The organism is Comamonas brasiliensis (assembly GCF_018292285.1).
In the GTDB taxonomy this organism is placed as follows: Bacteria; Pseudomonadota; Gammaproteobacteria; order Burkholderiales; family Burkholderiaceae_C; genus Comamonas; species Comamonas brasiliensis.
Genome location: NZ_JAANES010000001.1, coordinates 1,700,743 through 1,725,810, shown reverse-complemented (window position 1 = coordinate 1,725,810; position 25,068 = coordinate 1,700,743). Strand labels below are relative to the sequence as shown.

25 protein-coding genes and 1 tRNA gene are annotated in these 25,068 nt (G+C 62.8%); 13 read left to right on the top strand and 13 right to left on the bottom strand.

The features are described 5' to 3' along the window. Positions 1-121: 121 nt before the first annotated feature. The gene (locus DJFAAGMI_RS07815; protein ID WP_211456594.1) at positions 122-1,318 is read right to left on the bottom strand and encodes an amino acid aminotransferase; all 1,197 of its coding nucleotides are present in this window, start codon (positions 1,316-1,318) and stop codon (positions 122-124) included. 174 nt (positions 1,319-1,492) lie between these two features. On the opposite strand from DJFAAGMI_RS07815, the gene uvrB reads away from it, so the two are divergent. The 10 genes from uvrB (at position 1,493) to DJFAAGMI_RS07765 (ending at position 10,447) form a co-directional block, all read left to right on the top strand. Then, positions 1,493-3,559 carry an excinuclease ABC subunit UvrB gene (uvrB, locus tag DJFAAGMI_RS07810; protein WP_087084545.1) on the top strand — a complete coding sequence of 689 codons (2,067 nt, stop codon included), beginning with the start codon at positions 1,493-1,495 and terminating at the stop codon, positions 3,557-3,559. Positions 3,560-3,787: 228 nt separating this feature from the next. Then, the gene (iscR, locus tag DJFAAGMI_RS07805) at positions 3,788-4,324 is read left to right on the top strand and encodes a Fe-S cluster assembly transcriptional regulator IscR (protein ID WP_003054211.1); all 537 of its coding nucleotides are present in this window, start codon (positions 3,788-3,790) and stop codon (positions 4,322-4,324) included. Positions 4,325-4,497: 173 nt separating this feature from the next. Further along, positions 4,498-5,718 (top strand): IscS subfamily cysteine desulfurase, encoded by a 1,221-nt coding sequence (locus DJFAAGMI_RS07800; RefSeq protein WP_211456593.1) that lies wholly within the window; start codon positions 4,498-4,500, stop codon positions 5,716-5,718. A 34-nt stretch (positions 5,719-5,752) separates the two neighbouring features. After that, the gene (gene iscU, locus DJFAAGMI_RS07795) at positions 5,753-6,148 is read left to right on the top strand and encodes a Fe-S cluster assembly scaffold IscU (protein WP_003054213.1); all 396 of its coding nucleotides are present in this window, start codon (positions 5,753-5,755) and stop codon (positions 6,146-6,148) included. Positions 6,149-6,152: 4 nt separating this feature from the next. Next, the gene (gene iscA, locus DJFAAGMI_RS07790; protein ID WP_003054214.1) at positions 6,153-6,476 is read left to right on the top strand and encodes an iron-sulfur cluster assembly protein IscA; all 324 of its coding nucleotides are present in this window, start codon (positions 6,153-6,155) and stop codon (positions 6,474-6,476) included. Positions 6,477-6,624: 148 nt separating this feature from the next. Further along, a complete protein-coding gene (hscB, locus tag DJFAAGMI_RS07785; protein WP_211456592.1) occupies positions 6,625-7,143 on the top strand; it encodes a Fe-S protein assembly co-chaperone HscB in 519 nt (172 codons plus the stop codon). 94 nt (positions 7,144-7,237) lie between these two features. Further along, the gene (hscA, locus tag DJFAAGMI_RS07780) at positions 7,238-9,097 is read left to right on the top strand and encodes a Fe-S protein assembly chaperone HscA (protein ID WP_211456591.1); all 1,860 of its coding nucleotides are present in this window, start codon (positions 7,238-7,240) and stop codon (positions 9,095-9,097) included. A 15-nt stretch (positions 9,098-9,112) separates the two neighbouring features. Next, a complete protein-coding gene (gene fdx / locus DJFAAGMI_RS07775) occupies positions 9,113-9,451 on the top strand; it encodes an ISC system 2Fe-2S type ferredoxin (RefSeq protein ID WP_003054218.1) in 339 nt (112 codons plus the stop codon). 173 nt (positions 9,452-9,624) lie between these two features. Continuing rightward, positions 9,625-10,356, top strand: a complete 732-nt coding sequence (gene dnaQ / locus DJFAAGMI_RS07770) for a DNA polymerase III subunit epsilon (RefSeq protein ID WP_211456590.1) — start codon at positions 9,625-9,627, stop codon at positions 10,354-10,356. A gap of 16 nt (positions 10,357-10,372) precedes the next feature. Continuing rightward, positions 10,373-10,447, top strand: a tRNA-Val gene (locus tag DJFAAGMI_RS07765). 196 nt (positions 10,448-10,643) lie between these two features. On the opposite strand, the gene DJFAAGMI_RS07760 is transcribed toward DJFAAGMI_RS07765, so the two are convergent. The 7 genes from DJFAAGMI_RS07760 to DJFAAGMI_RS07730 are packed head-to-tail and all read right to left on the bottom strand — an operon-like array spanning position 10,644 to position 17,250. Beyond that, on the bottom strand, positions 10,644-11,435 hold the full coding sequence (locus DJFAAGMI_RS07760) for an SDR family NAD(P)-dependent oxidoreductase (RefSeq protein ID WP_211456589.1): 792 nt from the start codon (positions 11,433-11,435) through the stop codon (positions 10,644-10,646). Positions 11,436-11,440: 5 nt separating this feature from the next. Continuing rightward, entirely contained in the window at positions 11,441-12,001 is a 561-nt protein-coding gene (locus DJFAAGMI_RS07755; RefSeq protein ID WP_211456588.1) for a DUF3833 domain-containing protein, read from the bottom strand. After that, entirely contained in the window at positions 11,998-13,287 is a 1,290-nt protein-coding gene (locus tag DJFAAGMI_RS07750; RefSeq protein ID WP_211456587.1) for an MFS transporter, read from the bottom strand. Before DJFAAGMI_RS07750 ends, DJFAAGMI_RS07755 begins: the two co-directional genes overlap by 4 nt. An 18-nt stretch (positions 13,288-13,305) precedes the next feature. Then, positions 13,306-13,896, bottom strand: a complete 591-nt coding sequence (locus DJFAAGMI_RS07745) for a hypothetical protein (RefSeq protein WP_211456586.1) — start codon at positions 13,894-13,896, stop codon at positions 13,306-13,308. Beyond that, positions 13,893-15,167 carry an SAM-dependent methyltransferase gene (locus tag DJFAAGMI_RS07740; RefSeq protein WP_211456585.1) on the bottom strand — a complete coding sequence of 425 codons (1,275 nt, stop codon included), beginning with the start codon at positions 15,165-15,167 and terminating at the stop codon, positions 13,893-13,895. The genes DJFAAGMI_RS07745 and DJFAAGMI_RS07740 overlap by 4 nt, the downstream gene beginning before the upstream one ends. Then, positions 15,164-15,916, bottom strand: coding sequence for a DUF1365 domain-containing protein (locus DJFAAGMI_RS07735; RefSeq protein WP_211456584.1), 753 nt, complete (start codon positions 15,914-15,916; stop codon positions 15,164-15,166). Before DJFAAGMI_RS07735 ends, DJFAAGMI_RS07740 begins: the two co-directional genes overlap by 4 nt. After that, positions 15,913-17,250: an NAD(P)/FAD-dependent oxidoreductase gene (locus DJFAAGMI_RS07730; protein ID WP_211456583.1), complete on the bottom strand. Its 1,338-nt coding sequence runs from the start codon at positions 17,248-17,250 to the stop codon at positions 15,913-15,915. Before DJFAAGMI_RS07730 ends, DJFAAGMI_RS07735 begins: the two co-directional genes overlap by 4 nt. Before the next feature lie 140 nt (positions 17,251-17,390). Between DJFAAGMI_RS07730 and DJFAAGMI_RS07725 the strand changes: the two genes are divergently transcribed. After that, a complete protein-coding gene (locus tag DJFAAGMI_RS07725) occupies positions 17,391-18,029 on the top strand; it encodes a TetR/AcrR family transcriptional regulator (RefSeq protein WP_211456582.1) in 639 nt (212 codons plus the stop codon). 82 nt (positions 18,030-18,111) lie between these two features. On the opposite strand, the gene DJFAAGMI_RS07720 is transcribed toward DJFAAGMI_RS07725, so the two are convergent. The 5 genes from DJFAAGMI_RS07720 to msrB form a co-directional block, all read right to left on the bottom strand. Beyond that, positions 18,112-18,801, bottom strand: a complete 690-nt coding sequence (locus DJFAAGMI_RS07720; RefSeq protein ID WP_211456581.1) for a glutathione S-transferase family protein — start codon at positions 18,799-18,801, stop codon at positions 18,112-18,114. Continuing rightward, positions 18,779-19,273, bottom strand: a complete 495-nt coding sequence (locus DJFAAGMI_RS07715; protein ID WP_211456580.1) for a nuclear transport factor 2 family protein — start codon at positions 19,271-19,273, stop codon at positions 18,779-18,781. Before DJFAAGMI_RS07715 ends, DJFAAGMI_RS07720 begins: the two co-directional genes overlap by 23 nt. A 95-nt stretch (positions 19,274-19,368) precedes the next feature. Then, positions 19,369-20,133 (bottom strand): peptide-methionine (S)-S-oxide reductase MsrA, encoded by a 765-nt coding sequence (msrA, locus tag DJFAAGMI_RS07710; protein WP_211456579.1) that lies wholly within the window; start codon positions 20,131-20,133, stop codon positions 19,369-19,371. Further along, on the bottom strand, positions 20,130-21,962 hold the full coding sequence (locus DJFAAGMI_RS07705; RefSeq protein WP_211456578.1) for a cytochrome c biogenesis protein DipZ: 1,833 nt from the start codon (positions 21,960-21,962) through the stop codon (positions 20,130-20,132). Before DJFAAGMI_RS07705 ends, msrA begins: the two co-directional genes overlap by 4 nt. Positions 21,963-21,975: 13 nt before the next feature. After that, entirely contained in the window at positions 21,976-22,467 is a 492-nt protein-coding gene (gene msrB / locus DJFAAGMI_RS07700) for a peptide-methionine (R)-S-oxide reductase MsrB (RefSeq protein WP_211456577.1), read from the bottom strand. Positions 22,468-22,640: 173 nt separating this feature from the next. Here msrB and DJFAAGMI_RS07695 point away from each other — a divergent pair, with 173 nt between their 5' ends. Both DJFAAGMI_RS07695 and DJFAAGMI_RS07690 read left to right on the top strand, forming a co-directional pair. Beyond that, positions 22,641-23,357 carry a response regulator transcription factor gene (locus tag DJFAAGMI_RS07695; protein WP_211456576.1) on the top strand — a complete coding sequence of 239 codons (717 nt, stop codon included), beginning with the start codon at positions 22,641-22,643 and terminating at the stop codon, positions 23,355-23,357. Continuing rightward, positions 23,354-24,823 carry a sensor histidine kinase gene (locus tag DJFAAGMI_RS07690; protein ID WP_211456575.1) on the top strand — a complete coding sequence of 490 codons (1,470 nt, stop codon included), beginning with the start codon at positions 23,354-23,356 and terminating at the stop codon, positions 24,821-24,823. The genes DJFAAGMI_RS07695 and DJFAAGMI_RS07690 overlap by 4 nt, the downstream gene beginning before the upstream one ends. Positions 24,824-25,068: the final 245 nt, after the last annotated feature.

The window sequence follows — 25,068 nt, the reverse complement described above, 5'->3', positions numbered from 1 at the left end:
GGGTGATGCGCTAGCAGCTATCAAATATTGAACAGGCAATGAAACAGCCATAAAAAAAGAGCAACGGATTAAAAGTCCGTTGCTCTTTTTGCTTTCAGGGATCAGGCCCTGAATCGTGAGCTTAGATCACGGCGGCGATGGCCTTGCAGACATAGTCGATGTTCTTGCTGTTCAGCGCAGCCACGCACATGCGGCCGGTGTCGGTACCGTACACGCCGAACTCGGAGCGCAGACGCACCATCTGGTCCTTGGACAGGCCGGAGTACGAGAACATGCCGATCTGGGTGGTGATGAAGGACATGTCTTGCTGCACGCCGGCAGCCTTCAGGCCGTCAACCAGCTTCTGGCGCATGGCCTTGATGCGCACGCGCATCTCGCCCAGTTCCTTTTCCCACAGGGCGTGCAGCTCGGGGTTGTTCAGCACGGCTGCCACCACGGCACCGCCATGAGTGGGAGGGTTGGAGTAGTTGGTGCGGATGACGATCTTCAGCTGCGACAGTACGCGAGCGGCTTCTTCCTTGTCGGAGGCCACCACGGACAGGGCGCCCACGCGCTCGCCGTACAGGCTGAAGCTCTTGGAGAAGGAAGTCGAGACAAAGATGTTCAGGCCGGCAGCCACGAACTTGCCGATCACGGCGCCGTCTTCGGCGATGCCGTGGCCAAAGCCCTGGTAGGCCATGTCCAGGAAGGCGACCAGGCCCTTGGCCTTGACGACGGCAATGACTTCATCCCACTGGGCGGCAGTGATGTCGTAGCCGGTGGGGTTGTGGCAGCAGGCGTGCAGCACGACCACGGTGCCGGCAGGGGCAGCGTTCAGGTCGGCCAGCATGCCGGCGAAGTCGATGGAGCGGGTCGCTGCATCGTAGTAAGCGTAGGTGCCGACTTCAAAACCTGCGTTGGTGAAGATGGCCTTGTGGTTTTCCCAGCTGGGGTTGGAGATCAGGACCTTGGCGTTGGGGTTGAGCTTCTTGAGGAAGTCGGCGCCGATCTTCAGGCCGCCAGTGCCGCCGATGGCTTGCACGGTGGCCACGCGGCCGGACTTGACCACGTCGGACTCGGCACCGAACACCAGGGCCTTGACGCCGTTGTCATAGGCGGCGATACCGTCGATGGGCAGGTAGCCACGGGCGGTGGGCTTTTCCATCATGGCCTTCTCGGCGGCCTGCACGCACTCCAGCAGGGGCAGCTTGCCGTTGTCGTCGAAGTACACGCCCACGCCCAGATTCACTTTGTTGGGGTTTGCGTCAGCAGCAAATTGCTCGTTCAGACCCAGGATGGGGTCGCGGGGGGCCATTTCGACGGCGGTAAACAGAGACATGAAAAAATCCTTGAGGGATGGAAATAAGTCAGGTCACCCCCAGCTATTGCTCCGAGAGCGTTTGACGGACAGGGCATTGCCCGGTGCTCGAAAAAACGCATCAGCCTAGGTTAGGCTTGAGGGTTGGGCTGCCATTCTACTCGCGCTTACCCTATGCGTCATGGACATGAGATCATGCAAGAACAAAATATGACTGCCGAGCCGCAAGGCCGTTTCGTGCAATATCCGGACTCGCCGTTCGAGCTGTTCCAGCCCTATCCGCCCGCTGGCGATCAGCCCGCGGCCATCGAAAAACTGGTCGAAGGCGTCAATGACGGCGAGTCCTTCCAGACGCTGCTGGGCGTGACGGGCTCGGGCAAGACCTTCACCATGGCCAACGTGATCGCGCGTCTGGGCAAGCCGGCCATCGTGTTTGCGCCCAACAAGACGCTGGCCGCACAGCTGTACTCGGAGTTCAGGGAGTTTTTCCCGAAAAACGCGGTCGAGTACTTCGTCAGCTACTACGACTACTACCAGCCCGAAGCCTATGTGCCCCAGCGCGATCTGTTCATCGAAAAGGACAGCGCCATCAACGAGCACATCGAGCAGATGCGCCTGTCCTGTACCAAGAGCATCATGGAGCGACGCGACGTGGTGATCGTGGCCACCGTCTCGGCTATCTACGGCATCGGCGAGCCCGAGAGCTACCACCGCATGATCATGACGCTGCGCGCGGGCGACACGCTCAACCAGCGCGACGCGATCGCGCAGCTGATCCGCATGCAGTACCAGCGCAACGACCAGGATTTCTCGCGCGGCACCTTCCGCGTGCGCGGCGACACCATCGACGTTTTTCCGGCCGAGCATTCGGAGTTGGCCGTGCGCATCGAGCTGTTCGACGACGAGGTCGAAAGCCTGCAGCTGTTCGATCCGCTCACGGGCCGGGTGCGTCAGAACATTCCGCGCTTCACCATCTATCCCAGCAGCCACTATGTGACGCCGCGCGACAAGGTGCTGGCGGCCGTGGAGACCATCAAGGAAGAGCTGGCCGAGCGCCTCAAGCAACTCGTGGGCATGGGCAAGCTGGTGGAGGCGCAGCGCCTGGAGCAGCGCACGCGCTTCGATCTGGAAATGCTCAGCGAAGTGGGGCACTGCAAGGGCATCGAGAACTACACGCGCCATCTCTCGGCCTCCCAGCCCGGCGATCCGCCCAGCACGCTGACCGACTATCTGCCGCGCGACTCCATCATGTTCCTCGACGAGAGCCATCAGATGATCGGCCAGCTCAACGCCATGTACAACGGCGACCGGGCGCGCAAGACCACGCTGGTTGAATATGGCTTTCGCCTGCCGTCGGCGCTGGACAATCGCCCGCTCAAGTTCGAGGAGTTCGAGCAGCGCATGCGCCAGGTGGTCTTCGTCTCGGCCACGCCCGCCGAATACGAAAAGACCCATGCGGGGCAGGTGGTGGAGCAGGTGGTGCGTCCCACGGGCCTGGTCGATCCCGAGATCGAAGTGCGGCCGGCCATTCACCAGGTCGACGACGTGCTGCAGGAGATCCGCCAGCGCGTGGAGCTGGAGGAGCGCGTGCTCATCACCACGCTGACCAAGCGCATGGCCGAGCAGCTGACCGAATACCTCACCGACAACGGCGTGAAGGTGCGCTATCTGCACTCCGACGTGGACACGGTGGAGCGCGTGGAAATCATCCGCGACCTGCGCCTGGGGGCCTTCGATGTACTGGTCGGCATCAACCTGCTGCGCGAAGGCCTGGATATTCCCGAGGTCTCGCTGGTGGCGATCCTGGATGCCGACAAGGAAGGTTTTCTGCGTGCCGAGCGCAGCCTGATCCAGACCATCGGTCGCGCGGCGCGCAACGTCAACGGCAAGGCGATTCTCTATGCGGACCGCATCACCGAGTCCATGAAGAAAGCCATCGGCGAAACCGAAAGACGCCGCGAAAAACAGATGGCTTTCAACGAAGCTAACGGAATCGTGCCCAAGCAGATTGTCAAGAGGGTGAAAGACCTGATTGATGGTGTCTACAGCGAAAAGAGCGGCAAAGAGGCCGAACGCCTGCAGGAGCAGGCCCTACAGCAGGCACGTGTCGAGGATATGTCAGAGAAAGACATTGCCAAGGAGATCAAGCGTCTGGAGAAGCAGATGCTCGAGCACGCCAGGAACCTGGAATTCGAGCAGGCAGCGCGTGTGCGAGACCAACTCTCGCTTCTCAAACAGCAATTGTTCGGCGCGGCGCCGTAGGAATATTCCTTCGCAACCCTCAGGGTTATTACGTGAGTGCACGCTGTTACCCGACAAAATTGATGGGGAATGTGATATACTCGCGTCAAACACTCAACAACAAACTTCCCTCACAGAAGGGCTCTGAACCTAATCACAGGACGGAGTAAGGGCGGAGACTGTGCTCGTCTAGGTACTGTGACCAGGCGTGCGTTTCTGTAACGAACAATCCTGACTGAAGGAGCTCGTATGCGTCTTACGACCAAAGGCCGCTTTGCGGTCACCGCGATGATCGACCTGGCACTGCGCCAGAACAATGGCCCTGTGACCCTGGCTGCCATCAGCCAGCGTCAGCAGATTTCGCTGTCCTATCTGGAACAGCTGTTTGGCAAGCTGCGTCGCCACGAACTGGTGGAATCCACCCGTGGCCCCGGCGGCGGCTACACGCTGGCCCGCAAGGCAACAGACATCACCGTGGCCGACATCATCGTCTCGGTGGACGAACCCATTGATGCGACCCAGTGCGGTGGCAAGGAAAACTGTCTGGGCGAAGCCGGCCGCTGCATGACCCACGAACTGTGGGCCGCACTGAATCAGCGCATGGTGGAATTCCTGGACTCCGTCACCCTGCAAAAGCTGGTCGACGAACAACTGGCCAAGGGCATCCAGATCGAGGACAAGCCCGTGGTGCGCCGCGCCATCTCCACTGCGCCCGTGGTCAAGCCCATCCGTGTGAACGCACCGAACTCGGTGTTCGCCCTGGGTAACGCCTTCGCGAAATCCTGATCCGCAGCCGCTCGAGCAGTGCTCGCGCGGCGACCAGATCACTCTGAAGCCCGACTCCGATAGTCAGGGCCTGGATGCATGCATGGCTGTGCGGCATGTTTTCTCGCCCTGATGGCACCACGAGGTGCATCGATTCCTCACGATTTGTCAGCCAAAAACAAGACGAGCCAGTCATGGACATGACCCCGCACTTTCCCATTTATCTCGACTACGGTGCAACCACTCCGGTGGACCCCCGCGTGGCGGACGCCATGATTCCCTGGCTGCGTGAACATTTTGGCAATGCCGCATCGCGCAGCCATGCCTGGGGCTGGGAAGCCGAAGAAGCCGTCGAGAAGGCCCGCAAGCAGGTCGCCGATCTGATTGGCGCCGACCCACGCGAAATCGTCTGGACCAGCGGCGCGACCGAGTCCGACAACCTGGCCATCAAGGGCGCAGCGCATTTCTACCAAGGCAAGGGCAAGCACCTGATCACCGTGAAGACCGAGCACAAGGCTGTGCTGGACACCATGCGTGAACTGGAGCGCCAGGGCTTTGAAGTCAGCTATCTGGGCGTGCAGGAAAACGGTCTGCTGGACATCGAGGTGTTCAAGGCGGCGATCCGCCCCGACACCATCCTCGCCAGCGTGATGGCCGTGAACAACGAGATCGGTGTGGTTCAGGACCTGAACACCATCGGCGCTCTGTGCCGTGAAAAGGGCATCATCTTCCACGTCGACGCCGCTCAGGCTTCGGGCAAGATGGATCTGGACATGCAGACCATGCCCATCGACCTGATGAGCCTGGCTTCGCACAAGACCTACGGCCCCAAGGGCATCGGTGCACTGTATGTGCGCCGCAAGCCGCGCGTGCGCCTGGAAGCGCAGATGCACGGCGGCGGTCATGAGCGTGGCATGCGCTCGGGCACGCTGGCAACCCACCAGATTGTGGGCATGGGCGAGGCCTTCCGCATCGCCAAGGAAGAGATGGCCAAGGATATGGCGCACGCCCGTGCACTGCGCCAGCGTCTGCTCGACGGTCTGAAGGATCTGGAGCAGGTGTTCGTGAACGGCGATATGGACAACGGTGTTCCCCATTACCTGAACATGAGCTTCAACTTCGTCGAAGGCGAGTCGCTGATCATGGGTATCAAGGGCCTGGCCGTGTCCTCGGGTTCGGCCTGCACATCCGCCAGCCTGGAGCCCAGCTATGTGCTGCGTGCCCTGGGCCGCAGCGACGAGTTGGCACACAGCTCTTTGCGCATGACCTTTGGTCGCTTCACGACGGAAGAGGAGATCGACTACGCGATCAAGTCGATCCGCGAAAACGTGCTGAAGCTGCGCGAGCTGAGCCCGCTGTGGGAGATGTACAAAGACGGCATCGACCTCAGCACTATTCAATGGGCTGCACACTAAGCACAGATTACAAAGAGTTCAAGAGGTAGACACCATGGCTTACTCCGAAAAAGTTGTTGACCACTACGAAAACCCCCGCAACGTTGGCTCGTTCGACAAGAGCGATGACTCCGTGGGCACGGGTATGGTGGGCGCGCCCGCCTGTGGCGACGTGATGAAGCTGCAGATCAAGGTCAATCCTGCCACCGGCGTGATCGAGGACGCACGCTTCAAGACCTATGGCTGCGGCTCTGCCATCGCCTCGTCTTCGCTGGTGACCGAATGGGTCAAGGGCAAGACGCTGGACGAGGCTGCGGCCCTGAAGAACAGCCAGATCGCCGAAGAGCTGGCGCTGCCCCCGGTCAAGGTTCACTGCTCCATCCTGGCCGAAGACGCCATCAAGGCTGCCGTGAACGATTACCGCGCAAAGCGCACTGCAACGGAAGCCTGAGGCCATGGCCATCTCAATGACCGAGGCGGCTGCCCGTCATGTGAACCGCTATCTTTCACGTCGCGGCAAGGGGATTGGCGTGCGCCTCGGCGTGAAAACCACCGGCTGCTCCGGTCTGGCTTACAAGCTGGAGTATGTGGACGAGGTTCAGCCCGATGACGTGGTGTTCGAAGACCACGGCATCAAGGTGCTGATCGACCCCAAGAGCTTGGCCTATATCGACGGCACGGAACTGGATTTCGTGCGCGAGGGCCTGAACGAAGGCTTCAAGTTCCACAACCCCAACGAGCGTGATCGCTGCGGTTGTGGTGAGAGCTTCAGGATTTGATTTCCCCCCTGAGTCGCTTCGCGCCTTCCCCCCAAGGGGACGACACCTTCGCTGCGAGGCGGCTCTTGCTCGGTGTCCCTGGCGTATGTAGCGCCCAAGCGTAAGAACGGAACCGCCTCAGCTTTGCTGCAGGCGGTTTTTTAATGCCATGAATCTGCAATCTGACGACTTTGAATTGTTTGGCCTGCTGCGCAAGTTTGCGCAAGAGCGCAGCCAGATCGACGCACGCTGGAAAGAGCTGCAGCGCGAGGCGCATCCCGACCGTTTTGCGGCGCAGGGCGCGGCCGCGCAGCGTGTGGCCATGCAATGGTCGGTGCGCATCAACGAGGCCTATCAGCGCCTCAAGGACCCGCTCAAGCGTGCGGCCTATCTGTGTGAGCTGGCCGGCGCTCCGGTGCGGGCAGAAGACAACACGGCCATGCCTGCGGCATTCCTGATGCAGCAGATGGAGTGGCGCGAGGCGCTCGAGGAGGCTGCCAGCGAGCAGGAGCTCGATGCTCTGGAGGCCGAGATGCTCGCCGCCAAGAAACAGATGCTTGCCGAATGCGGCCGTTTGCTGGACGAGGCTGGCGATGCCGCCGCTGCCGTGCAGCAGGTGAGAGCCCTCATGTTTGTTGCGCGATTTGCGCAAGATGTGGATCGCCGTCGCGATCAACTGGGACAATAAGACCCAGAGCAACGCTTTGCGCCCCTGGCGCATGGCGTATCCATCTTGAGCGGGCCAGCCACGCTGGCCTCTGACGTTTCAAAAGAAGAATTTCATGGCGCTTTTGCAGATTTCCGAGCCCGGCCAATCCCCCGATCCCCATCAGCGACGCATTGCCGTGGGCATAGACCTGGGCACCACGCATTCTCTGGTCGCTGCCGTGCGCAACGGCGTGGCCGAATGCCTGCCTGACGATCAGGGGCGTGTGCTGCTGCCGTCGGTGGTGCGCTACATGGAAATGGGCCGCCGCCAGATCGGCTTCGATGCCAAGGCTGCTCAGGCGCAGGATGCCACCAACACCATCAGCTCGGCCAAGCGCTTCATGGGTCGCAGCCTGGCCGATATCGAGTCGCCCGAGAAGCTGCCTTATCGCTTCAAGGCCGAGGACGGCGGCGTTATCTCCATCGAGACTGCGGACGGCGCCAAGACGCCCGTGGAAATCAGCGCCGAAATCCTGGCGACCTTGCGCTTCCGCGCCGAAGACACGTTTGATGACGAGCTCTATGGTGCCGTCATCACCGTGCCCGCGTACTTTGACGATGCCCAGCGTCAGGCCACCAAGGATGCGGCCAAGCTGGCCGGCATCAATCTGCTGCGCCTGATCAACGAGCCCACGGCGGCAGCCATTGCCTACGGTCTGGATAACGCAGCAGAGGGGGTCTACGCCGTCTACGATCTGGGTGGCGGCACTTTCGATATCTCGGTGCTGCGCCTTGCACATGGCGTGTTCGAAGTGATCGCCACCGGCGGCGACTCGGCATTGGGTGGCGACGACTACGATGACGCGCTGGCAGCCTGGGTGGCGGAAAAGACCGGCACGCAACTGGAGTCGGCAGCAGACAAGACCGCCTGGCGTATTGCCGCGCGCCATTGCAAGCAGGCCTTGACTGATTCTGAAACTGTAGCGTTTACCGCTGATATTTCCTCGGGTTCAGTATCATTTGATGTCAAACGTGAGGAATTCATTGCGCTGACTGCTCACTTAACCAGTAAGAGCCTTGCGGCCGTGCGCCGCGCGCTCAAGGATGCAGACCTGGGTCGTGACGAGGTGCAGGGCGTGGTCATGGTCGGCGGCTCCACCCGCATGCCCCAGATTCGCCAGGCCGTGGCTGACTTCTTCGGCAGCGAGCCGCTGACCAATCTCAACCCCGACGAAGTGGTGGCGCTGGGCGCTGCCACTCAGGCCAATCAACTGGCCGGCAACAATACCGCCGGCGATCTGCTGTTGCTGGACGTGATCCCGCTGTCGCTGGGCGTGGAAACCATGGGCGGTCTGTCCGAGCGCATTATCACGCGCAACGAGACCATTCCCACGGCCCGCGCACAGGACTTCACGACCTACAAGGATGGTCAGACCGCGTTGGCCATTCACGTGGTGCAGGGCGAGCGTGACCTGGTGGCAGACTGCCGCAGCCTTGCGCGTTTCGAGCTGCGCGGCATTCCGCCCATGGCTGCCGGTGCGGCGCGCATCCGCGTGACCTTCACGGTCGATGCGGACGGCCTGCTGTCCGTCAGTGCCAAGGAGCAACTCAGCGGCGTCGAAGCCCATATCAACGTCAAGCCTTCATATGGTCTCTCCGATGACCAGATTGCGCAGATGCTGCAGGACGGCTTTGCCACGGCCCAGGAGGACATGAAGGCCCGCGCGCTGGTCGAGGCCCGCGTGGATGCCGATCGCATGCTGCTGGCCACGCAAAGCGCGCTGGATGTGGATGGCGATGTACTCGGCAACGAACAGCGCGACAGCATCGACGCCCTGATGGCCGCGCTGCGCCTGGCGGTCGCCAGTGATGATCCTGCCGTCGTGGAAGGCGCGACGCAGGCCCTGGCCAAGGGAACGGAGTCGTTCGCAGCCGAACGCATGAATCGCAGCATCCAGCAGGCGCTGGCTGGCAAGAGTGTCAACACCATTTAATTCATAAACAGAACAATGCCCATCATCAAAATTCTTCCTCACGCCGAGTACTGCCCCAACGGAACGGAAATCGAAGCGCCTGTCGGCACCTCGATCTGCGAAGCCATGCTGGACAACGGCATCAATATTGAGCATGCCTGCGACATGAGCTGCGCCTGCACGACCTGCCATGTCATCGTCAAGGAGGGTTTCAACTCCCTGAATGAGGCGGAGGAAGAGGAAGAAGACCTGCTCGACAAGGCCTGGGGCCTGCAGCCTCAATCGCGCCTGTCCTGCCAGGCCATTCTGGCGCGCGAGAATGTGACGGTGGAGATCCCCAAGTACTCCATCAATCACGCTAAGGAAAATCACTGAGCACCCCTTGAGGCGCTTTGCGCCTTCCCCTTCTCTCTACGCGCTTCGCGCCAGGGGAGGGGGACGACACCCTCGGTGCGCGGCGGCGCTTCCTCGGTGTCCTGGCTCTGGTGCACGCTTGTTTTAGAAATTGTTGGGCGATGTGAGCGCCGCAGGTAATTGGGAGAAATTGAATGTCGCGTCAAATTGTTCTGGATACGGAAACCACGGGTCTGTCTCCCATTGACGGCGACCGCCTGATCGAGCTGGGCTGCGTGGAGCTGGTCAACCGCAAGCTCACCGGCAACAATCTGCACCTGTACTTCAATGCGGGTCGCGACAGCCACCCCGATGCCTTGCGCGTGCACGGAATCACCACGGAGTTCCTCAAGGACAAGCCGCGCTTCGAGGAGAAGATCGACGAGATATGGGAGTATCTGCAAGGTGCAGAACTCATCATCCACAATGCGCCGTTCGACCTGGGCTTTCTGAACAACGAGCTCAAGCTGGCCAAGCGCCCGCCGCTCAAGCAGTGCGTGGGCGGAGTCCTCGACACCCTGGTCATGGCCAAGGAGATGTACCCGGGCAAGCGCAACTCGCTGGACTCGCTGTGCGATCGCCTGGGGGTCGACAATTCCAACCGCACACTGCACGGCGCCTTGCTGGATGCGGAGCTGCTGGCGGATGTCTACATCAATCTGACGCGCGGGCAGGATGCCTTGCTCATGACCGAGGAGCCGGCAGATGCTCCGGCGGCCGGAACCATGATCGTGGCCTCGGTGGACCTGAGCAGCTTCAGGTTGCCGGTGTTGCGTGCCAACGAGCAGGAGCAGTCGGCTCACGACGATGTGCTTAAGCAGATGGATAAATCCAGTGGTGGCAAGACCGCTTGGCGCAACTTTGAAAATGTGAGCGCCAATCCCTGATACAATAACGTTCATCGGGTGATTAGCTCAGCGGTAGAGCACTGCCTTCACACGGCAGGGGTCACATGTTCGATCCATGTATCACCCACCAGATATCAAACCCTCTTGAATCATTGATTCAAGAGGGTTTTTGTTTTGTGCTCCGGTCAGCAGTCCCATCTGTCGTTGCATTCCGAGCTGCTGCAAGCCTGTGGTGTTCGGCGTGCGCTTGAGGTCATGCTGGGCCTGGTATTTAGGCCGCTGGCCCGATGTGCTCAAGAGCATGGCACCGTCGCAGGGCCGGGCATTCAGTTGCCTGTGATGCGGCGCACGGCCGAGAAATACCAGGCATCGGGCAGGCAGCGCAACAGACGCATCCAGCGCGTGAAGCGGCGTGGAAAATTCATCTCGAAACGTCCCTGGGCCCAGCCTTGCAGCATATGCCGGGCGGCTTCGTCGGCATCGATCAGGGCCGGCATGCTGAAGTGGTTCTGCGCCGTCAGCGGCGTATCGACAAAGCCGGGGTTGATGATGGACACACCCAGGCCCCGGTCGTGCAGGTCCAGATAGAGGTTTTCGGCCAGGTTGTTGAGTGCCGCCTTGGTCGGGCCGTAGGCCAGGGACATCGGCAGCCCGCGATAGCCGGCCACCGAGCCGACCAGTGCCAGATGGCCTTGCCCCGCCGCAAGCAGCATCGGAAGTACGGCATCGAGCAAATGCAGGGCGCCACCATAGTTCACGGCCAGGTGGCGCTGCATCTCGGACAGGTCGAACTCCGTGGCGCGCTGGGGCTTGTAGCGGCCTGCGCAATAGAGAATCAGGTCGGGAGCCTTGCCGCAATGAGCCTGCACCGTCCGGGCTGCTGCAGACAGGGCATCGGCATCGGTCACGTCCAGCGGCAGGGCCAGACAGCCGTCGTGGCTGCGCACGAAATCCTGCAGCGCTTCGCCCTGGCGCGCAGAAACGATCACCCTGGCTCCCTGCCTGTGCAGCGCCTCGGCCGTGGCGCGGCCTATGCCCGAGGAGGCTCCAATAATCCAGGCCGAGCGACCCTGCCAGTCGCGCAGTGGCGGGTTCAGCCGTGCACAGAGCAGCGCCATGATCTTCACTCCTTGACGATGGCAAGTGTCACATCGCCCAGATGCAGGCCCAGCTTGCTCATGGCGGTGCGGTTGAGCAGGGTGCGTCCGTCGATCAGGTACATCCAGTCATCCATGCTGACATTCCAGACTCTTCCATTTACGGGCAGGGCCAGCACATAGGTCCAGCGGATGGCATTGCCTGCGCTCTCGCCCTGGGCTTCGCCCACCACGTCGTCGGCGCGACCGCTGTAGCGCCCATTGCCCAGATGGCGGATATGCCAGACGCGTTGCTGCGTGCTGCCGTCGCTATAGACAAAGTGCTCGTCCAGCGTGCCCTCTTCACCTTTCCAACTCCCTGTCATGCGCACGGTGAAGCGCTTGACCACCTTGCCCGAGCGGTCCGTGAACATGCCGTGCGCCGTCAGCGGCCCGTTGAAGTACTGGCGCAGGTCCAGTTGCGGCTGCTCCTTGGCATAGTCCTGCACCGAAGGCCCGGCGCAGCCCGCAAGGCTCAGCGCCAATGCTGCGCCCAGGCAGGCACGCCGCAGCGGCGAAAACGAGGTGGAGCGGATGATGTGGCTCATATGTGCCTCCAGGAAGAATGCAGACGCTCAGCGCGCCAGAGCAAGGTCGCTGCTGCGAGCTTGAGCAGGCAGGGCAGGCCGCCATAGGCCCAGGCCAGCGCCTGCAGGCCTGCGGGCTCGCTGGCACCGCTGCGATAGCCAGCTGCCGACAGCAGGGGCAGGGCCAGGCCCGCCGCCAGGGCCAGGTTGAGCTTGGTGGCGCAGGTCCACCAGCCCAGGTAGCGGCCCTCGCTGCGGCCGCCTTCGCCGGATTTGTGAATCACCCCTGTGAGCAACGCACCTGGCAGGGCCAGATCCGCGCCCAGGGCCAGACCGCTGGCCAGGCAGATCACGGCAAAAGCGATGCCGTCGCCTTCGCCTAGCAAGGGCGTGAAGCCGAAGGCCAGCACGCTGGCCAGCATTCCGGCCCGCCAGCTGGGTGCCAGCCCCCAGCGTGCAACGGCTTTCACCCACAGTGGCAGGCCCAGGGCTGCAGTGCCGAAGAAGCAAAGCAGGAGCACCGGCAGCAGTTCCGAGGCCTGCAGCCGGTCTGCCACGAAGAAAGGCAGCAGGGTGGCGGGAATGGCGGCAGCCACCCCGTTGACCATGAAGATAGCCAGCAGCCGCCTGAAGCCTGCATTGGCCCATGGCGAGTTGGCAGGCCTGGTCACGGACTGCGGCTGTTGTTGTGGTGAAACGGGGGTCGTGAGCCGCAACAGGCCGGTCAGGCCCAGTGCCAGACCCAGGGCGAGAAAGCCTGTGGTCGCATCCAGTCCCAGCCAGGCCGGCAGCATGCTGGCCAGCAGCACGCCCGTCAGGCTGGCTCCTTCGCGCCAGGCCGTGACGCGCGCACGCCAGGCGGGCTCACCGCCCCAACGCGTGCCCCAGGCTTGGTGGAGGATGGCGAGCACGCTATAGGCCAGCGTGCACACCAGCAAGCTGCCAGCAAGCCAGCCCAGCAGGCCCGTCGTGTCCTGCGCATCGAAAGGCGGATGCCAGAGGGCACCGAAGCCCAGCACCATCAGCAGACTGGCCAGGATCGCCGCACTGGCGGTGCAAACCGCACCTTGGCGCAGAAGGCGGTCGACCCAGCGGCCGATGGCCGGGTCGACGAGGGCGTCGAAGGCCCGTGTGGCCAGCAGCACGGCGCCCAGTCCCGCCAGCGGAGCGCCCGCCACGCTGGCGTAGTGGTAGGGCAGGTTCACATACAGCGGCAGGGAGACGAAGGCCAGCGGCGCGGCCAGAGTGCCATAGGCCAGGCCTGTGCGCCAAGGCAGAAGGGGGGCGGTAGCCGTATGTGAAGCCATGAGATGCTCCGCTGGCGCTCAGCCCAGGCCGAGCAGCGAACTGCGCATGGCAGGGGCCGACGTCTGCGGCGACAGCCAGATGCCGAAGAACAGGCGTGCATACTCTGCATCGCGCAGCTGCGCGGTCTGGCGGCCGTTGTGGAAGAAGCGCACCTCGCCCTGGCCGTCGTTCAGGCCCAGCAGCCTGTCCTGGGCCTGCACGTCTGGGAAGGCCTGTTTCATCAGCTCCAGCCATTGCCGGGCCTGCTCCTCGGTGAAGCTGCCCACCCTACGCATTTCGGCGATGGAGCGCTCGGCAATGGCCATGCCTTCGAGCTTGCGGTCATAAACCAGCTCCAGTGCAAACGGATGTCGGGCGTAGTCTTCGGCTGGGAAACCGGGGCCGGCCCACAGCCTTGCCTCGTAGACACGCAGACCGAAAAAGCGCAGCACGCCTTTGCCGATCAGGCGACCGGCAGGCAGGGTGCTGCGCAGTTCGATAGGGAGATCTGCTGTCGGGGTCATGGCGTGGGTCAGGTTGGACATGGCGGTCAGTGAGGGGGCAAGAGCGCAGGCTGCGCCCCAGGCCAAGGCCTGGCGGCGGTGCGCGCGGGGCTGAGGGGCAGTCATGGCAGTGGCCTGCGCAGGGTGAACTGGACGACATCGGTGTTGCCGGTGTCGAAGGCCGCTTCGCAATAGGCAAGGTAGAAGCGCCAGATGCGCACAAAGCGCTCGTCAAAGCCCTGGGAGCGCACGGCGTCGAGCTGGTGCTCGAAGGACTGGCGCCAGCGGCGCAGCGTTTCTGCATAGTCGCGGCCGAAGGCCAGGTGATGTTCGACCACCAGGCCTGCACGCCGTGCTTCCTGCTCGAATGCTGAAATGCTGGGCAGCAGCCCGCCCGGGAAGATGTACTGCTGTATGAAGTCGGTGGAGCGAAGATAGCGCGCGAACAGGTCTTCGCGCAGCGTGATGGTCTGTATGCAGGCCAGGCCTCCGGGCTTGAGACAGTCGCGCAGTGTCTGGAAGTAGCCGCGCCAGTATTCGCGGCCCACGGCCTCGAACATCTCGATGGATACGATGGCATCGAAGGGCTGGCGGGCATGCAGGGCAGGCAGGTCGCGGTAGTCCTGGTAGCGCAGCTCCACGGCGTCGCCCAGGCCGGACTGCTGCATGCGGCGCTGTCCCCAGGTCAACTGCTCGCGCGACAGCGTCACGCCCGTGACCCGGGTACCGAATTCGCGGGCCGCAGTCTCTGCCAGGCCACCCCAGCCGCAGCCGATCTCCAGCAGGCGTTGGCCGGGCTGCAGCCGCACCTCGTCCAGCGTGCGTCTGAGCTTGGCCTGCTGGGCCGCCTGCAGGTCGGCTTGTTGCAGCGATTCGCCCGTGCGCCCCTCGAACCAGGCTGCGCTATAGCTCATGCCGGGGTCCAACCACAGCTGGTAGAAGTCATTGCCCAGGTCGTAATGGGCATGGATGTTTCTGGCGCTGCCGGCCCGCGTATTACGTTGCAGCAGGTGACGCAGGCGGTAGCCCAACCGGCCCCACCAGCTGCCGTAGATCAGGCTTTGTACATGGTCGCGGTTGGCCATGCACAGCCGCAGCAGTGCAGCCAGGTCGGGACTGTCCCATTCACCGGCGATATAGCCTTCGGCCAGACCGATGTCGCCCGATTTCAGGGTGCGTTCCAGCGCCTGCCAGTCGCGTAGCACGCAATGTGCGTCGGCGATGCTGGATGCAGAGCGCATCTGAGGCAGGTGCAGCAGGCGACCGTCAGGCTGCTCCAGATCCAACTGCCCGCAGGGCAGACATTCGAGCAAGTTCAGCACGCGGCGTGCCCGCGCAGGCGTGCGGCGCGGTGTGGCGGCGGCGGGGCTCAGCAAGGGGGCGGCGGTGGTGTTCATCGTGTGACGAAGCGCTCGGGCTCGGTGGGTTTGCCATGGAAAGGCAGGCGCTTGGCCCAGAGGCGCAGCGCTTGCCAGTGGATGCGGGCTATGACGCCTAGCGTCATCAAAGGAGTGCCGAAGAAGGCGCGGCGCACGGCGGTCACATCCAGCGGATGCAGCGTGCCGCCCACGCTGGTCTGCAGCAGAGGGCCGTCTTCGTCATACAGGTCCACGCGCGCCAGGGTTCGTCGCTCGCTGCGCTCGAAGCGGAAGCGGTACTCGCCCCGCACTTCGCAGAACGGCGAGACATGGAACTGCTTGCGTGCCATCTGCTCGCGGCCCCAGGCCAGCTCAGGACCGGCCAGCAGATAGGCATGGCGCTCGCCAAAGGTATTGTTGACTTCCGCCAGCACGGCGGCTAGCGAGCCATCGCTGCGGTGGGCATACCAGAAGCTCACGGGCTTGAAGACATAACCCAGTACGCGCGGGAAGGTGTGCAGCCAGACTTCGCCGTCGGCATCGTCAATGCCTTCGCTGTGCAGCAGTTGCTCGAACCAGTCCAGGGCATCGGCTCCGCCCTCGCCGTGGTCGCTGTCGTGAAAGCTGATCCAGCCGCGGCGGTTGCGCCGCAGCGAGGCATCGGGCTGCATGCGCAAGCTGCGCATTGGCAGCATGAGGAAATAGCCCGAATATCGGAAGGCATGCTCGACGGGCCGCAGACGGCGATGCCAGACATGGCCGAAGCCGATGAGGGGCCGGGCGTTCATGCTGCCCCCCTGATGGCAGAACTGACGGGCAGCCTGGGCAAGATGGCCAGCAGGCCATCGGCCGCATCGAGCCCTGAGCGCAGGCCATCCTCGTGAAAGCCGTAGCCACACCATGCTCCGCAGAACCAGGTCCGGCGCTGGCCTTGCAGAGCCGCGACCTGGCCCTGGGCCTCTATGGCCGCCAGGTCGAAGACCGGATGGCTGTATGCAATGCGCGCGTGAACCTTGCTCTCGTCGATGGGGCGCACCGGATTCAAGGAGACCATCACGGGCTGCTGCCACGGCAGAGGCTGCAGACGGTTGATCAGATAGTGCAGGCAGACGCCTGTCCGGTTGCGCCCTGCATCGGCCGCGCGTTCGTAGTTCCAGGCCGCCCAGGCTGCCTCGCGGCCGGGCAGCACGCTGGCATCGGTGTGCAGCACGGCCTGATTGGGCTGGTAGCGTATGGCACCCAGCACGCTGCGCTCCTGCGGCGTGGCGTCGAGACCCAGCAGGCGCAGGGCCTGATCGCTGTGGCAAGCCAGTACCACGGCATCGAAGTGCTCCGTGCCATGCGCCATCTGCAGCAACACGCCATGTTCCACGCGGCGAAGGCCCAGCACGGGCGCGTTCAGACGGGCCTCGTGGCGGCCATCGTGCTGCAGCGCGGCCAGCATGCGCCGCACATACTGGCGTGAGCCGCCCCGCACGGTGTACCACTGGGGCCGGTCGGAGACCTGGATCAGGCCATGGTTGTGACAAAAGCGGATCAGCGTGGCCACAGGAAAGCGCAGCATCTGATCCGTCGGGCAGGACCAGATGCAACCCATCATGGGCAGCAGGTAGTCCTGCCGGAAGGAGGTGCCGAAGCCGTGTTCATCGAGAAAAGCTTCGATGGAGCTGCGCAGGCCGGCCTCGTCGCCTTCCCGGGCGATGCGTGTGGCCAGACGATTGAAGCGCAGGATCTCGGTCAGCATCTTCAGAAAACGGGGGCGCAGCAGATTGCTGCGCTGCGCGAAGACTGCTCCCAGTGAGCTGCCGCTCCACTCGAGGCCGGCACGTCCGTCGGCCAGGGGAACCTGTACCGAAAACGACATCTCGGCGGCCGCCGTAGGCACTTGCAGCTCTTCGAACAGCTGCGTTAAAAGCGGATAGGTGCGGTGGTTGAAGACCAGAAAGCCCGTATCCACACCCTGGCTCACGCCATTCAGCGTCATATCGACAGTGTTGGCATGCCCGCCGAAATGGTGGCCCGCTTCCAGCAATGTCACGCGATGCTGGCCAGGCGCACCTGCCAGAAGCCGGGCAGCGGCCAGACCCGCAACCCCAGACCCTATGACTGCAATGCGATGCATGGGAATGCCTTTCCTGGTTTATCAGTCCGTTTGCACCAGAAAGGTTAAATCGTGAACTGATGAGTTCAAACTATAAACCAAACATTTCCACTTTGCACTATCTAGTATGAGGTATGGCCTATCAGGTCTAAAATATGCCCATGACAAGCCGCTCTTCCATCAAACAGCAGATACAGCGCGTGCGTGAGCAGGCCATCGTGGTGGCCGTCAACCGGCTGCTGGCGACCAAGGGCTATGACGCCATGACGGTGGACGAGGTCGCTGCCGAAGCCGGCATGGCCAAGGCCAGCCTCTACAAGCTGTTCACCTCCAAGGAGGAACTGGCGGGAGCCGCCATGGTCGGCGTGCTGGACCGTGCACTGGCGTTCGTGGACGGCCTGCGCGACGAAGCAAGCCAAGCGGCCGAGGCAGGTGCTCCCATGCGCCCGCTGGATCAGCTCAAGGCCGTGACGCGCTGGGCCATGCAGACGCAGCTGGAGGGGGAAATGCCTTCGCTGCCGGCGCAGAACTCGAATCTCAGCGCCTCTTTGCAATCCAACGATGCTTATATGGACCGGCTGATCGCCCTGAGCAACCGGCTCAGCATCTGGATCACCGAAGCCCAGACCAGCGGCCAGTTGCATGCCGCGCTGCCCCCCGAGCTGGTGCTGTACACCCTGTTTGCACGCGCCTGCGATCCCGTCGTGGCCCTGCTCAAGGAATCGGAACAGTACACGCATGGGCAGATCATCGACTGGGTGACGAGCACCACGTTTGACGGGCTGGCGGTGGCGCGCTGAGAAGTCGGCACCCGCAGAGGCGCCAGCACCTGGCGCTGCCCTGACAAGGGTTCGATCCGGTTTGTGGAAGTCTGCCGCAGTCTCAGGATTGCATGATGACCGGCCCGCCCTTGCTCAAGGCTCGCTGGTATGCAGCACGCTCGTGCATGCGCTGGCGATAGGCGATCAGATGAGGCCAGGCGCTCTCGTTTTCGCTTCGCACCAGAGCCGCTTCAACGGCAAAGCTCATCTGGAAGTCGGCCATGCTCAGATGCTCGCCCGCAAACCAGTGATGTTTTGCCAAATGCGCTTCCATAAAGGCCAATGCAGTCTGCACATTGGGCGCAACGAGTCTTTGCTGCACCCGCTTGCACAGGGCGCGCGCGATGGGACGCACGAAAAATGGCATGGGCTGGCGCGGGATGGTGTCGAAAACCAGTTTCATCACGAGCCAGTTCATCAGCGAACCCTCGGCATAGTGCATCCAGAAGCGGCACTCACGGTGTTCTTGGGTGCCGCGCAGGGGCTCAAGGTGCGAAAGCTCCTCAGGCGCCTGATGAGCGTAGCGCTCAACCAGATACTCGATGATCGCGCCTGATTCGGCGACAACAACGTCCGAATCGTTGATCACCGGCGATTTGCCCAGAGGATGCACGCGCTTGAGCTCCGGCGGCGCCAGGCGGGTGCCGGGATCGCGCTGGTAGCGACGCAGTTCGTAAGGAACACCGAGCTCCTCAAGCAGCCAGAGTATGCGCTGCGAGCGCGAAGTTTCAAGGTGATGAACGGTGAGCATAGGGCATTTTCCTGGAAGCGGAACCTGCGTTGCGCAGCCAGCGCATCAGGATTCCAAGCAATGGCAGTTTCTCGTAAAGTTCTTCAGCTGCATCCCAGTAATCGCGATGCTGGCAGACAAGACCTTGTGCATCAAAGCGCAGCAGGCTGGCACCCCGAATGCATTGCTCGGAACCGGGCCGCCAGCGTCGCAAGCGAAAGCGAAATTCCCAGGCCAGAAAGGCCTGACTGTCCTGTACCAGCCGCTCGGTGACGACAAAGCGCGGCTCTTGCAGCGTGTCGAACATATGGGCGAAGATGCCGGCGATTGCATTCACGCCGCGCACTTCATTGAACGGATCCTTGAAGTGCGCATCGCTCGCGTAATAGCTGTCGAGTCGCTGCAGATGGCCAGGGGTCAGTTGTTCGTACAGCTGGACAAGCCGCTCCACTGCGGCACCCGTATCGGTTGAGGTAGAGGGGCTTTGCTGCATGCATCAAATTGTAGGCAAACTGCTCCGCATTCCCGTGGCGGCTGCGCCACGGCTGTCCTTCAGACCAGGCTTGTCAGGCATCCCGTGTCGGACGGTTACGGGTGCGTTTTCTTGGTCAGCACCGGATCGCTGCGGTAGCGGTCTGGGAAGAGGCGCTTGAGGTTGTTCACCTTGGGCAGATCATTGAAGACGATATAGGGGTGACGCGGGTTTTCGGTCATGAAATCCTGGTGGTAGAGCTCGGCCGGATAGAAGCTTGCCCTTTCCTCGAGGCGGGTGACGATGGGCTTCGGATACAGGTGTGCCGCGTCAAGCTGCGCGACATAGGCCTGTGCTGTCTTGAGCTGGGCGGGGCTGGTCGCGAAAATGGCTGAGCGGTATTGCGTGCCGGTGTCCGGTCCCTGCCGGTTGAGCTGGGTGGGATCATGAACCACAGAGAAAAATATCTGCAGCAGCTGTCCATAGCTCACCAGGGACGGATCGAAGGTAACTTCTACCGATTCGGCATGTCCGGTATTGCCGCGGCTGACCAGCTCATAGGAGGCGGAGGCTGCAGTGCCTCCGCTATAGCCCGAGACGGCCCGCTGCACGCCTTTGACATGCTGGAATACGCCTTGTACTCCCCAGAAGCAGCCGCCGGCAAAGATGGCGCGCTGCGGCGCGGGCCCGGTGGCCGGCATGTCCATGGCAGGGGGCGGGATGCGGACTGCCTCCTCGGCCGAGAAGGCCGTTGATTGCCACAGCAGCCCGCTGCCCAGCAAAACGATGCCGCCAGTCAAGGTCTGGAGCAGGCCGCGCCTATGCATGCCGCGCCGATTCAAGGTGACCGAGGGGGTGAGGTTGGTTTTCATGGGGCTCATCCGAAAGTGAAGGCGTAGGCAGAAACGCCGCTGTCGAGAAACTCGATGCTGAAGGTCCGCTCGGCAACGGCACCGGACTGGCGCACCAGCTGATAGAGACGTTGCCCGGTGACGGTGCCGCTGCCGTCGGCTGCCACGTCCACGCCGTGGGCATCGCCGGGTGGCTTGCCGTCGACGCTGACCTTGAAGCGCACCGGTTTGCCATCGGGTCCGGGGCTCAGCACCAGGTGCAGATCACGGGCCTTGAACCGGTAGACGATGCGCCCCGAAGGACCGGCCAGCGATGCGCTTTCCGGCCCCACCATCCATTGACCGCCCAGGCCCCAGGCGTTCAGCCGGGTCTCATGCGGCTCCAGATACGTGGTCGTCTTGTCGTGCACGGCTTTGGGGTTGGAGGCGAAGTTCTCGGCGCGCTCATAGCCCAGATAGGTTTCGGGCGAGGCGACCTCATTCATGCTGGCGGCCAATTGCACGCCTCCTGCATCCACCTGCGTCAGGCCCATGGCCGAACGGGTGCTGCCCGCTTCTTTGAGAAGCTGCTGTATCACCCGTTCAGACTCTGCATAGCCGCCCTCGCCGAAGTGATGATGGCGTATGCGTCCCGTGGCATCGATGAAGTAATGAGCAGGCCAGTACTGGTTGCGGAAGGCGCGCCAGATCGCATACTGGTTGTCCACGGCCACCGGATAGCTGATGCCCAGATCTTTCATGGCCTTGCTCACGTTGCCGATGTCGCGTTCAAAGGCGAACTCAGGTGCGTGCACGCCGATCACGACCAGACCCTGGTCGCGGTATTTTTCGGCCCAGGCCTTCACATAGGGGAGAGTGCGCAGGCAGTTGATGCAGGAGTAGGTCCAGAAATCCACCAACACCACCTTGCCTCTCAGGTCCTGCTCACCCAGTGGCTTGGAGTTGAGCCATTGGGTTGCACCGTCCAGGGGCGGCGCGATGCCCTCATCGGGCAGAGCCTGGGCTGTGCTGGACGGCCCGCTCATGCGCATTGCAGCTCCCGCGGCCATCATGGCAGCCCCGTCAGCAGGTGCAAGGGATGGTGCCTGCATCATCATGCCCGGGTTGCCATGCATGGCCAGCTGGTCGTCGCTCTGCGGCTGGTTCAGGTGCTCGACCAGTTTCTGCTCCAGGTTGCCGGTGGACGCCGTTGACAGTCGGGCCAGCACGCCGGTGTCGATTCCCAGTGCAATGGCTGCAACGCCGGCGAGCATAGCTGCCCCGAGGCCGCGTCGCACCCATTCACCGGCACCCAGCGAACGCTTGAGCGTGGCAAATACCCGGCCACCCAGCAGCAAAGCCGCAGCCATGGAGGTCGCTGCCCCGGCGGCATAGGCCAGCAGCAGCAAGCTTGAGGTCGTGTTGGCACCCTGCAGGGCGGCGCCGGTCAGTATCAGTCCCAGAATGGGTCCAGCGCATGGGGCCCACAGCAGCCCCGTCGCGACTCCCAGCAACACGGAGGAGGCCATCTTCGGCGTACCGTCTTGCTGTACCGACTCGGACAGGCGCGAGCCGGCAGTCACCAATGGACGGGTCAGTCGCTCCGACAGATGCGGCAGCAACAGGGTCAACCCGAAAACGGCCACCAGCGCCAGAGCCAGCCAGCGGCCATATTGATTGGCAGCCACCACCCAGCCGCCGCCTGCGGCTGCGAGAGAGGCAACGACCGCAAAGGTCAGCGCCATGCCAGCCAGCAATGGCAGGCCGTTGCGCACAAAGGGCTGATTCGCGCGAGAGAACACGAAGGGCAGCACGGGCAGGATGCAGGGGCTGACGATGGTCAGCACGCCGCCCAGATAGGCAAGGACGATCAGCAACATGGCCTGTTTCTCCTCAAGCGGGCTTGGGCGCGAAAGTCAGTGCAAGACCGTTCATGCAGTAGCGCAGACCTGTCGGAGGCGGCCCGTCCTCGAAGACGTGGCCAAGGTGACCGCCGCAGCGCCGGCAGTGGGCCTCGATGCGCACCATGCCGTAGCTTCGGTCCTTGCGGGTGGCGACGGCATTGTCCAGTGGCTTCCAGAAGCTCGGCCAGCCGGTGCCGCTTTCGAACTTGGTAGTGGAGGCAAACAAGGGCAATGAGCAGCCAGCGCAGGAAAAGGTGCCTGGACGATGCTCCTTGTTGAGCGGACTGCTGCCTGGAGACTCTGTGGCCTCCTGACGAAGCACGGCATATTGCTGGGGGCTGAGCCGGGCGCGCCATTGGGCGTCGGTGTAGCTGATTTCGAAGGACTCGGTCGCCGCAGTGGCTCGGCGGTGGAACGTTGCGGCGCAGAGCGCAGCGGCGGAGGCTGCGGTGCCCAGCAGCATGTGGCGTCGGGTGGTCATGGCATCGGCTTTCAGGGTTCGATGGCATCGAGCTTAGGAAGTGCGGGTCCCGAAGTCCTCACGCAAAGTTAAAAAAAACGTGATAACTCCCCGCGAGCAGTTTGAGCACAATGTGAAATCAGGCGGCACTGCGCCGCCGTGCTGCACCAACTGCCCCGGAGACCTGAATACCCATGACCATTGCCCGCCGCATTCTGCTGGTCGAGGACGACGCCCATATCGCCGATCTGCTTTCGCTTCACCTTCGAGACGAGGGGTTGGAGGTCGTGCATTGCGCCCGTGGTGACGACGGGCTGGCGCATCTGGAGCGTGGCGGCTGGGATGCGCTGGTACTGGATCTGATGCTGCCTGGGGTGGACGGCCTGGAGATCTGCAGACGTGCGCGCGCCATGACGCGCTACACGCCGATCATCATCATCAGTGCCCGCTCCAGCGAGGTGCATCGCATTCTGGGCCTGGAGATCGGCGCTGACGACTATCTGGCCAAGCCGTTTTCGGTGCTGGAACTGGTGGCCAGGGTGAAGGCCCTGCTGCGCCGGGTCGACGCGCTGGCTCAGAGCGCGCGCCTGGAGTCGGGCAGCCTGTCGGTCAACGGGCTGCTCATGGACCCGGTCGCCAGGGATGCCAGCCTGAACGGACGCCATCTCGACCTCACACCCCGGGAATTCGATCTTCTGTATTTTTTTGCCCGCCAGTCAGGCAAGGTGTTTTCGCGCATGGACCTGCTCAACGCGGTCTGGGGCTATCAGCACGAGGGCTACGAGCACACCGTCAACACCCATATCAACCGGCTGCGCGCCAAGGTGGAGCTCAACCCTGCACAGCCCACGCGAATCCTCACGGTCTGGGGACGCGGCTACAAGTTTGCCGAAGCCGGGGAGCGCGAATGAATCTGACCCTGACTCAGCGGTTGGCGATCGTGTTCGCCCTGCTGCTGCTGGTCTGCAGCGGCACTTCCGCCTGGCTGCAGCTTCGCTCCAACCGCATGCATGAACTTGAGGTGGTGCAGGCTTTGTCCCGCGACGTTGCCGAGAGCATTGCCCGCGACGCCCAACTGACGGATGCGAACGGCTTGATGCCGAACGCGGTGCGCAATCTGTTCAACCAGCTGATGATGGTGAACCCGAGTGTCGAGGTCTATCTGCTGGAGCCAGATGGGCGCATTGCCGGTCATGCGGCTCCCGAAGGGCGTTTGCGCCGCGACCGGGTCGATCTGGAGCCGGTCCATCGATTTATCGATGGTCATATGCTGCCCATCCTGGGTGACGATCCGCGCAGCCGCGATGGCCGCAAGGTCTTCAGTGCGGCTCCCCTGAGCGTGAACGGGAGGGAGGTCGGCTTCATCTATGTGGTGCTGCTGGGCGAGGCCCATGATCTGCTTGCCGCCAGAGGTTCCGCAGATGCGGTGCTGAAGACTGCATTGCTGTCGATCGGCATGGTGGGGCTGCTGTGCCTGGCCGCCGGGCTTGTCGCCTTCACCTTGATCACACGCCCCTTGCGGCGCCTGACCGAGTCGGTGCGGCAGTTCGATATGCATGGCGTTCCGCCTGAGATGCCGGCGCGTGCTTCGGAGGCGGCAGATCACAGCCGTGACGAGATCGCCGTGCTGGACTCGGCCTACAGGCAGATGGTGCTGCGCATCAGCGAGCAATGGCAGGCGCTGAGGCGACAGGATCAGGAGCGCCGGGAGTTGATCGCGAATGTCTCCCACGATCTGCGCACGCCGCTGTCGTCCTTGCATGGGTATCTGGAGACCCTGCTGCTCAAGGATGCAAGCCTGGAGCCCGCAGAGCGCAGGCGCTATCTGGGCATTGCACTCGACCAAAGCCAGAGGGTGGGTGCGCTGTCCCAAAGTCTGTTCGAGCTGGCGAGGCTGGAGTATGGCTTTGTGCAGCCCGAGCCCGAGTCGTTCTCGCTGCGAGACCTGGTGCAGGACGTGTTTCAGAAGTTCGAGCTTGCTGCAGAGTCACGCCATATCGCCCTGCGGGCGGATCTGGCCCCGCAGTTGCCGGCGGTTCGTGCAGATCTGGGAATGATGGAGCGGGTTCTGAGCAACCTGCTCGACAACGCTTTGCGCTATACCCCCGAAGGCGGCTCGATCAGCATAGGCATCAGAAGCGTGGGCCCGGAGCTGGAGCTGACGGTCAGCGACACCGGCCCTGGCATTCCGCCAGAGCTGCGCGAAGGCCTGTTCAGGCGTCCATTCACGGTCGGTGGCGCCCGCCGCGACGGGGGACTTGGCTTGAGAATCGTGCATCAGATGCTGGAGCTGCACGGGGTCGGCATCCATCTGGTCGAGGGTGACGGCGGGGGCGCTGCGTTCCGGTTTTCCCTGCCACGGGCTCCGGAGGCCTGATGTACAGCAGGGCTGCAAGCAGGCAGCTCACGGGCCATGGAGCCCGGCTCACAGGAGGGTTCGGGGCCACTACCGGTCGTCGTTATCGCCATGAGTCCGGCCCTGCGGCAGGTAGCGTTTTCTAAGTGGTATTCGCCTGCAGATTGATAGCAGTCTTATGTCTTATATCTAAGTGAAAACCCCAGTTGTTCGCTCCAATAAAAGACCATTGCCTACTAGCAGTCAAGGCAGTCGTCCGACACAAA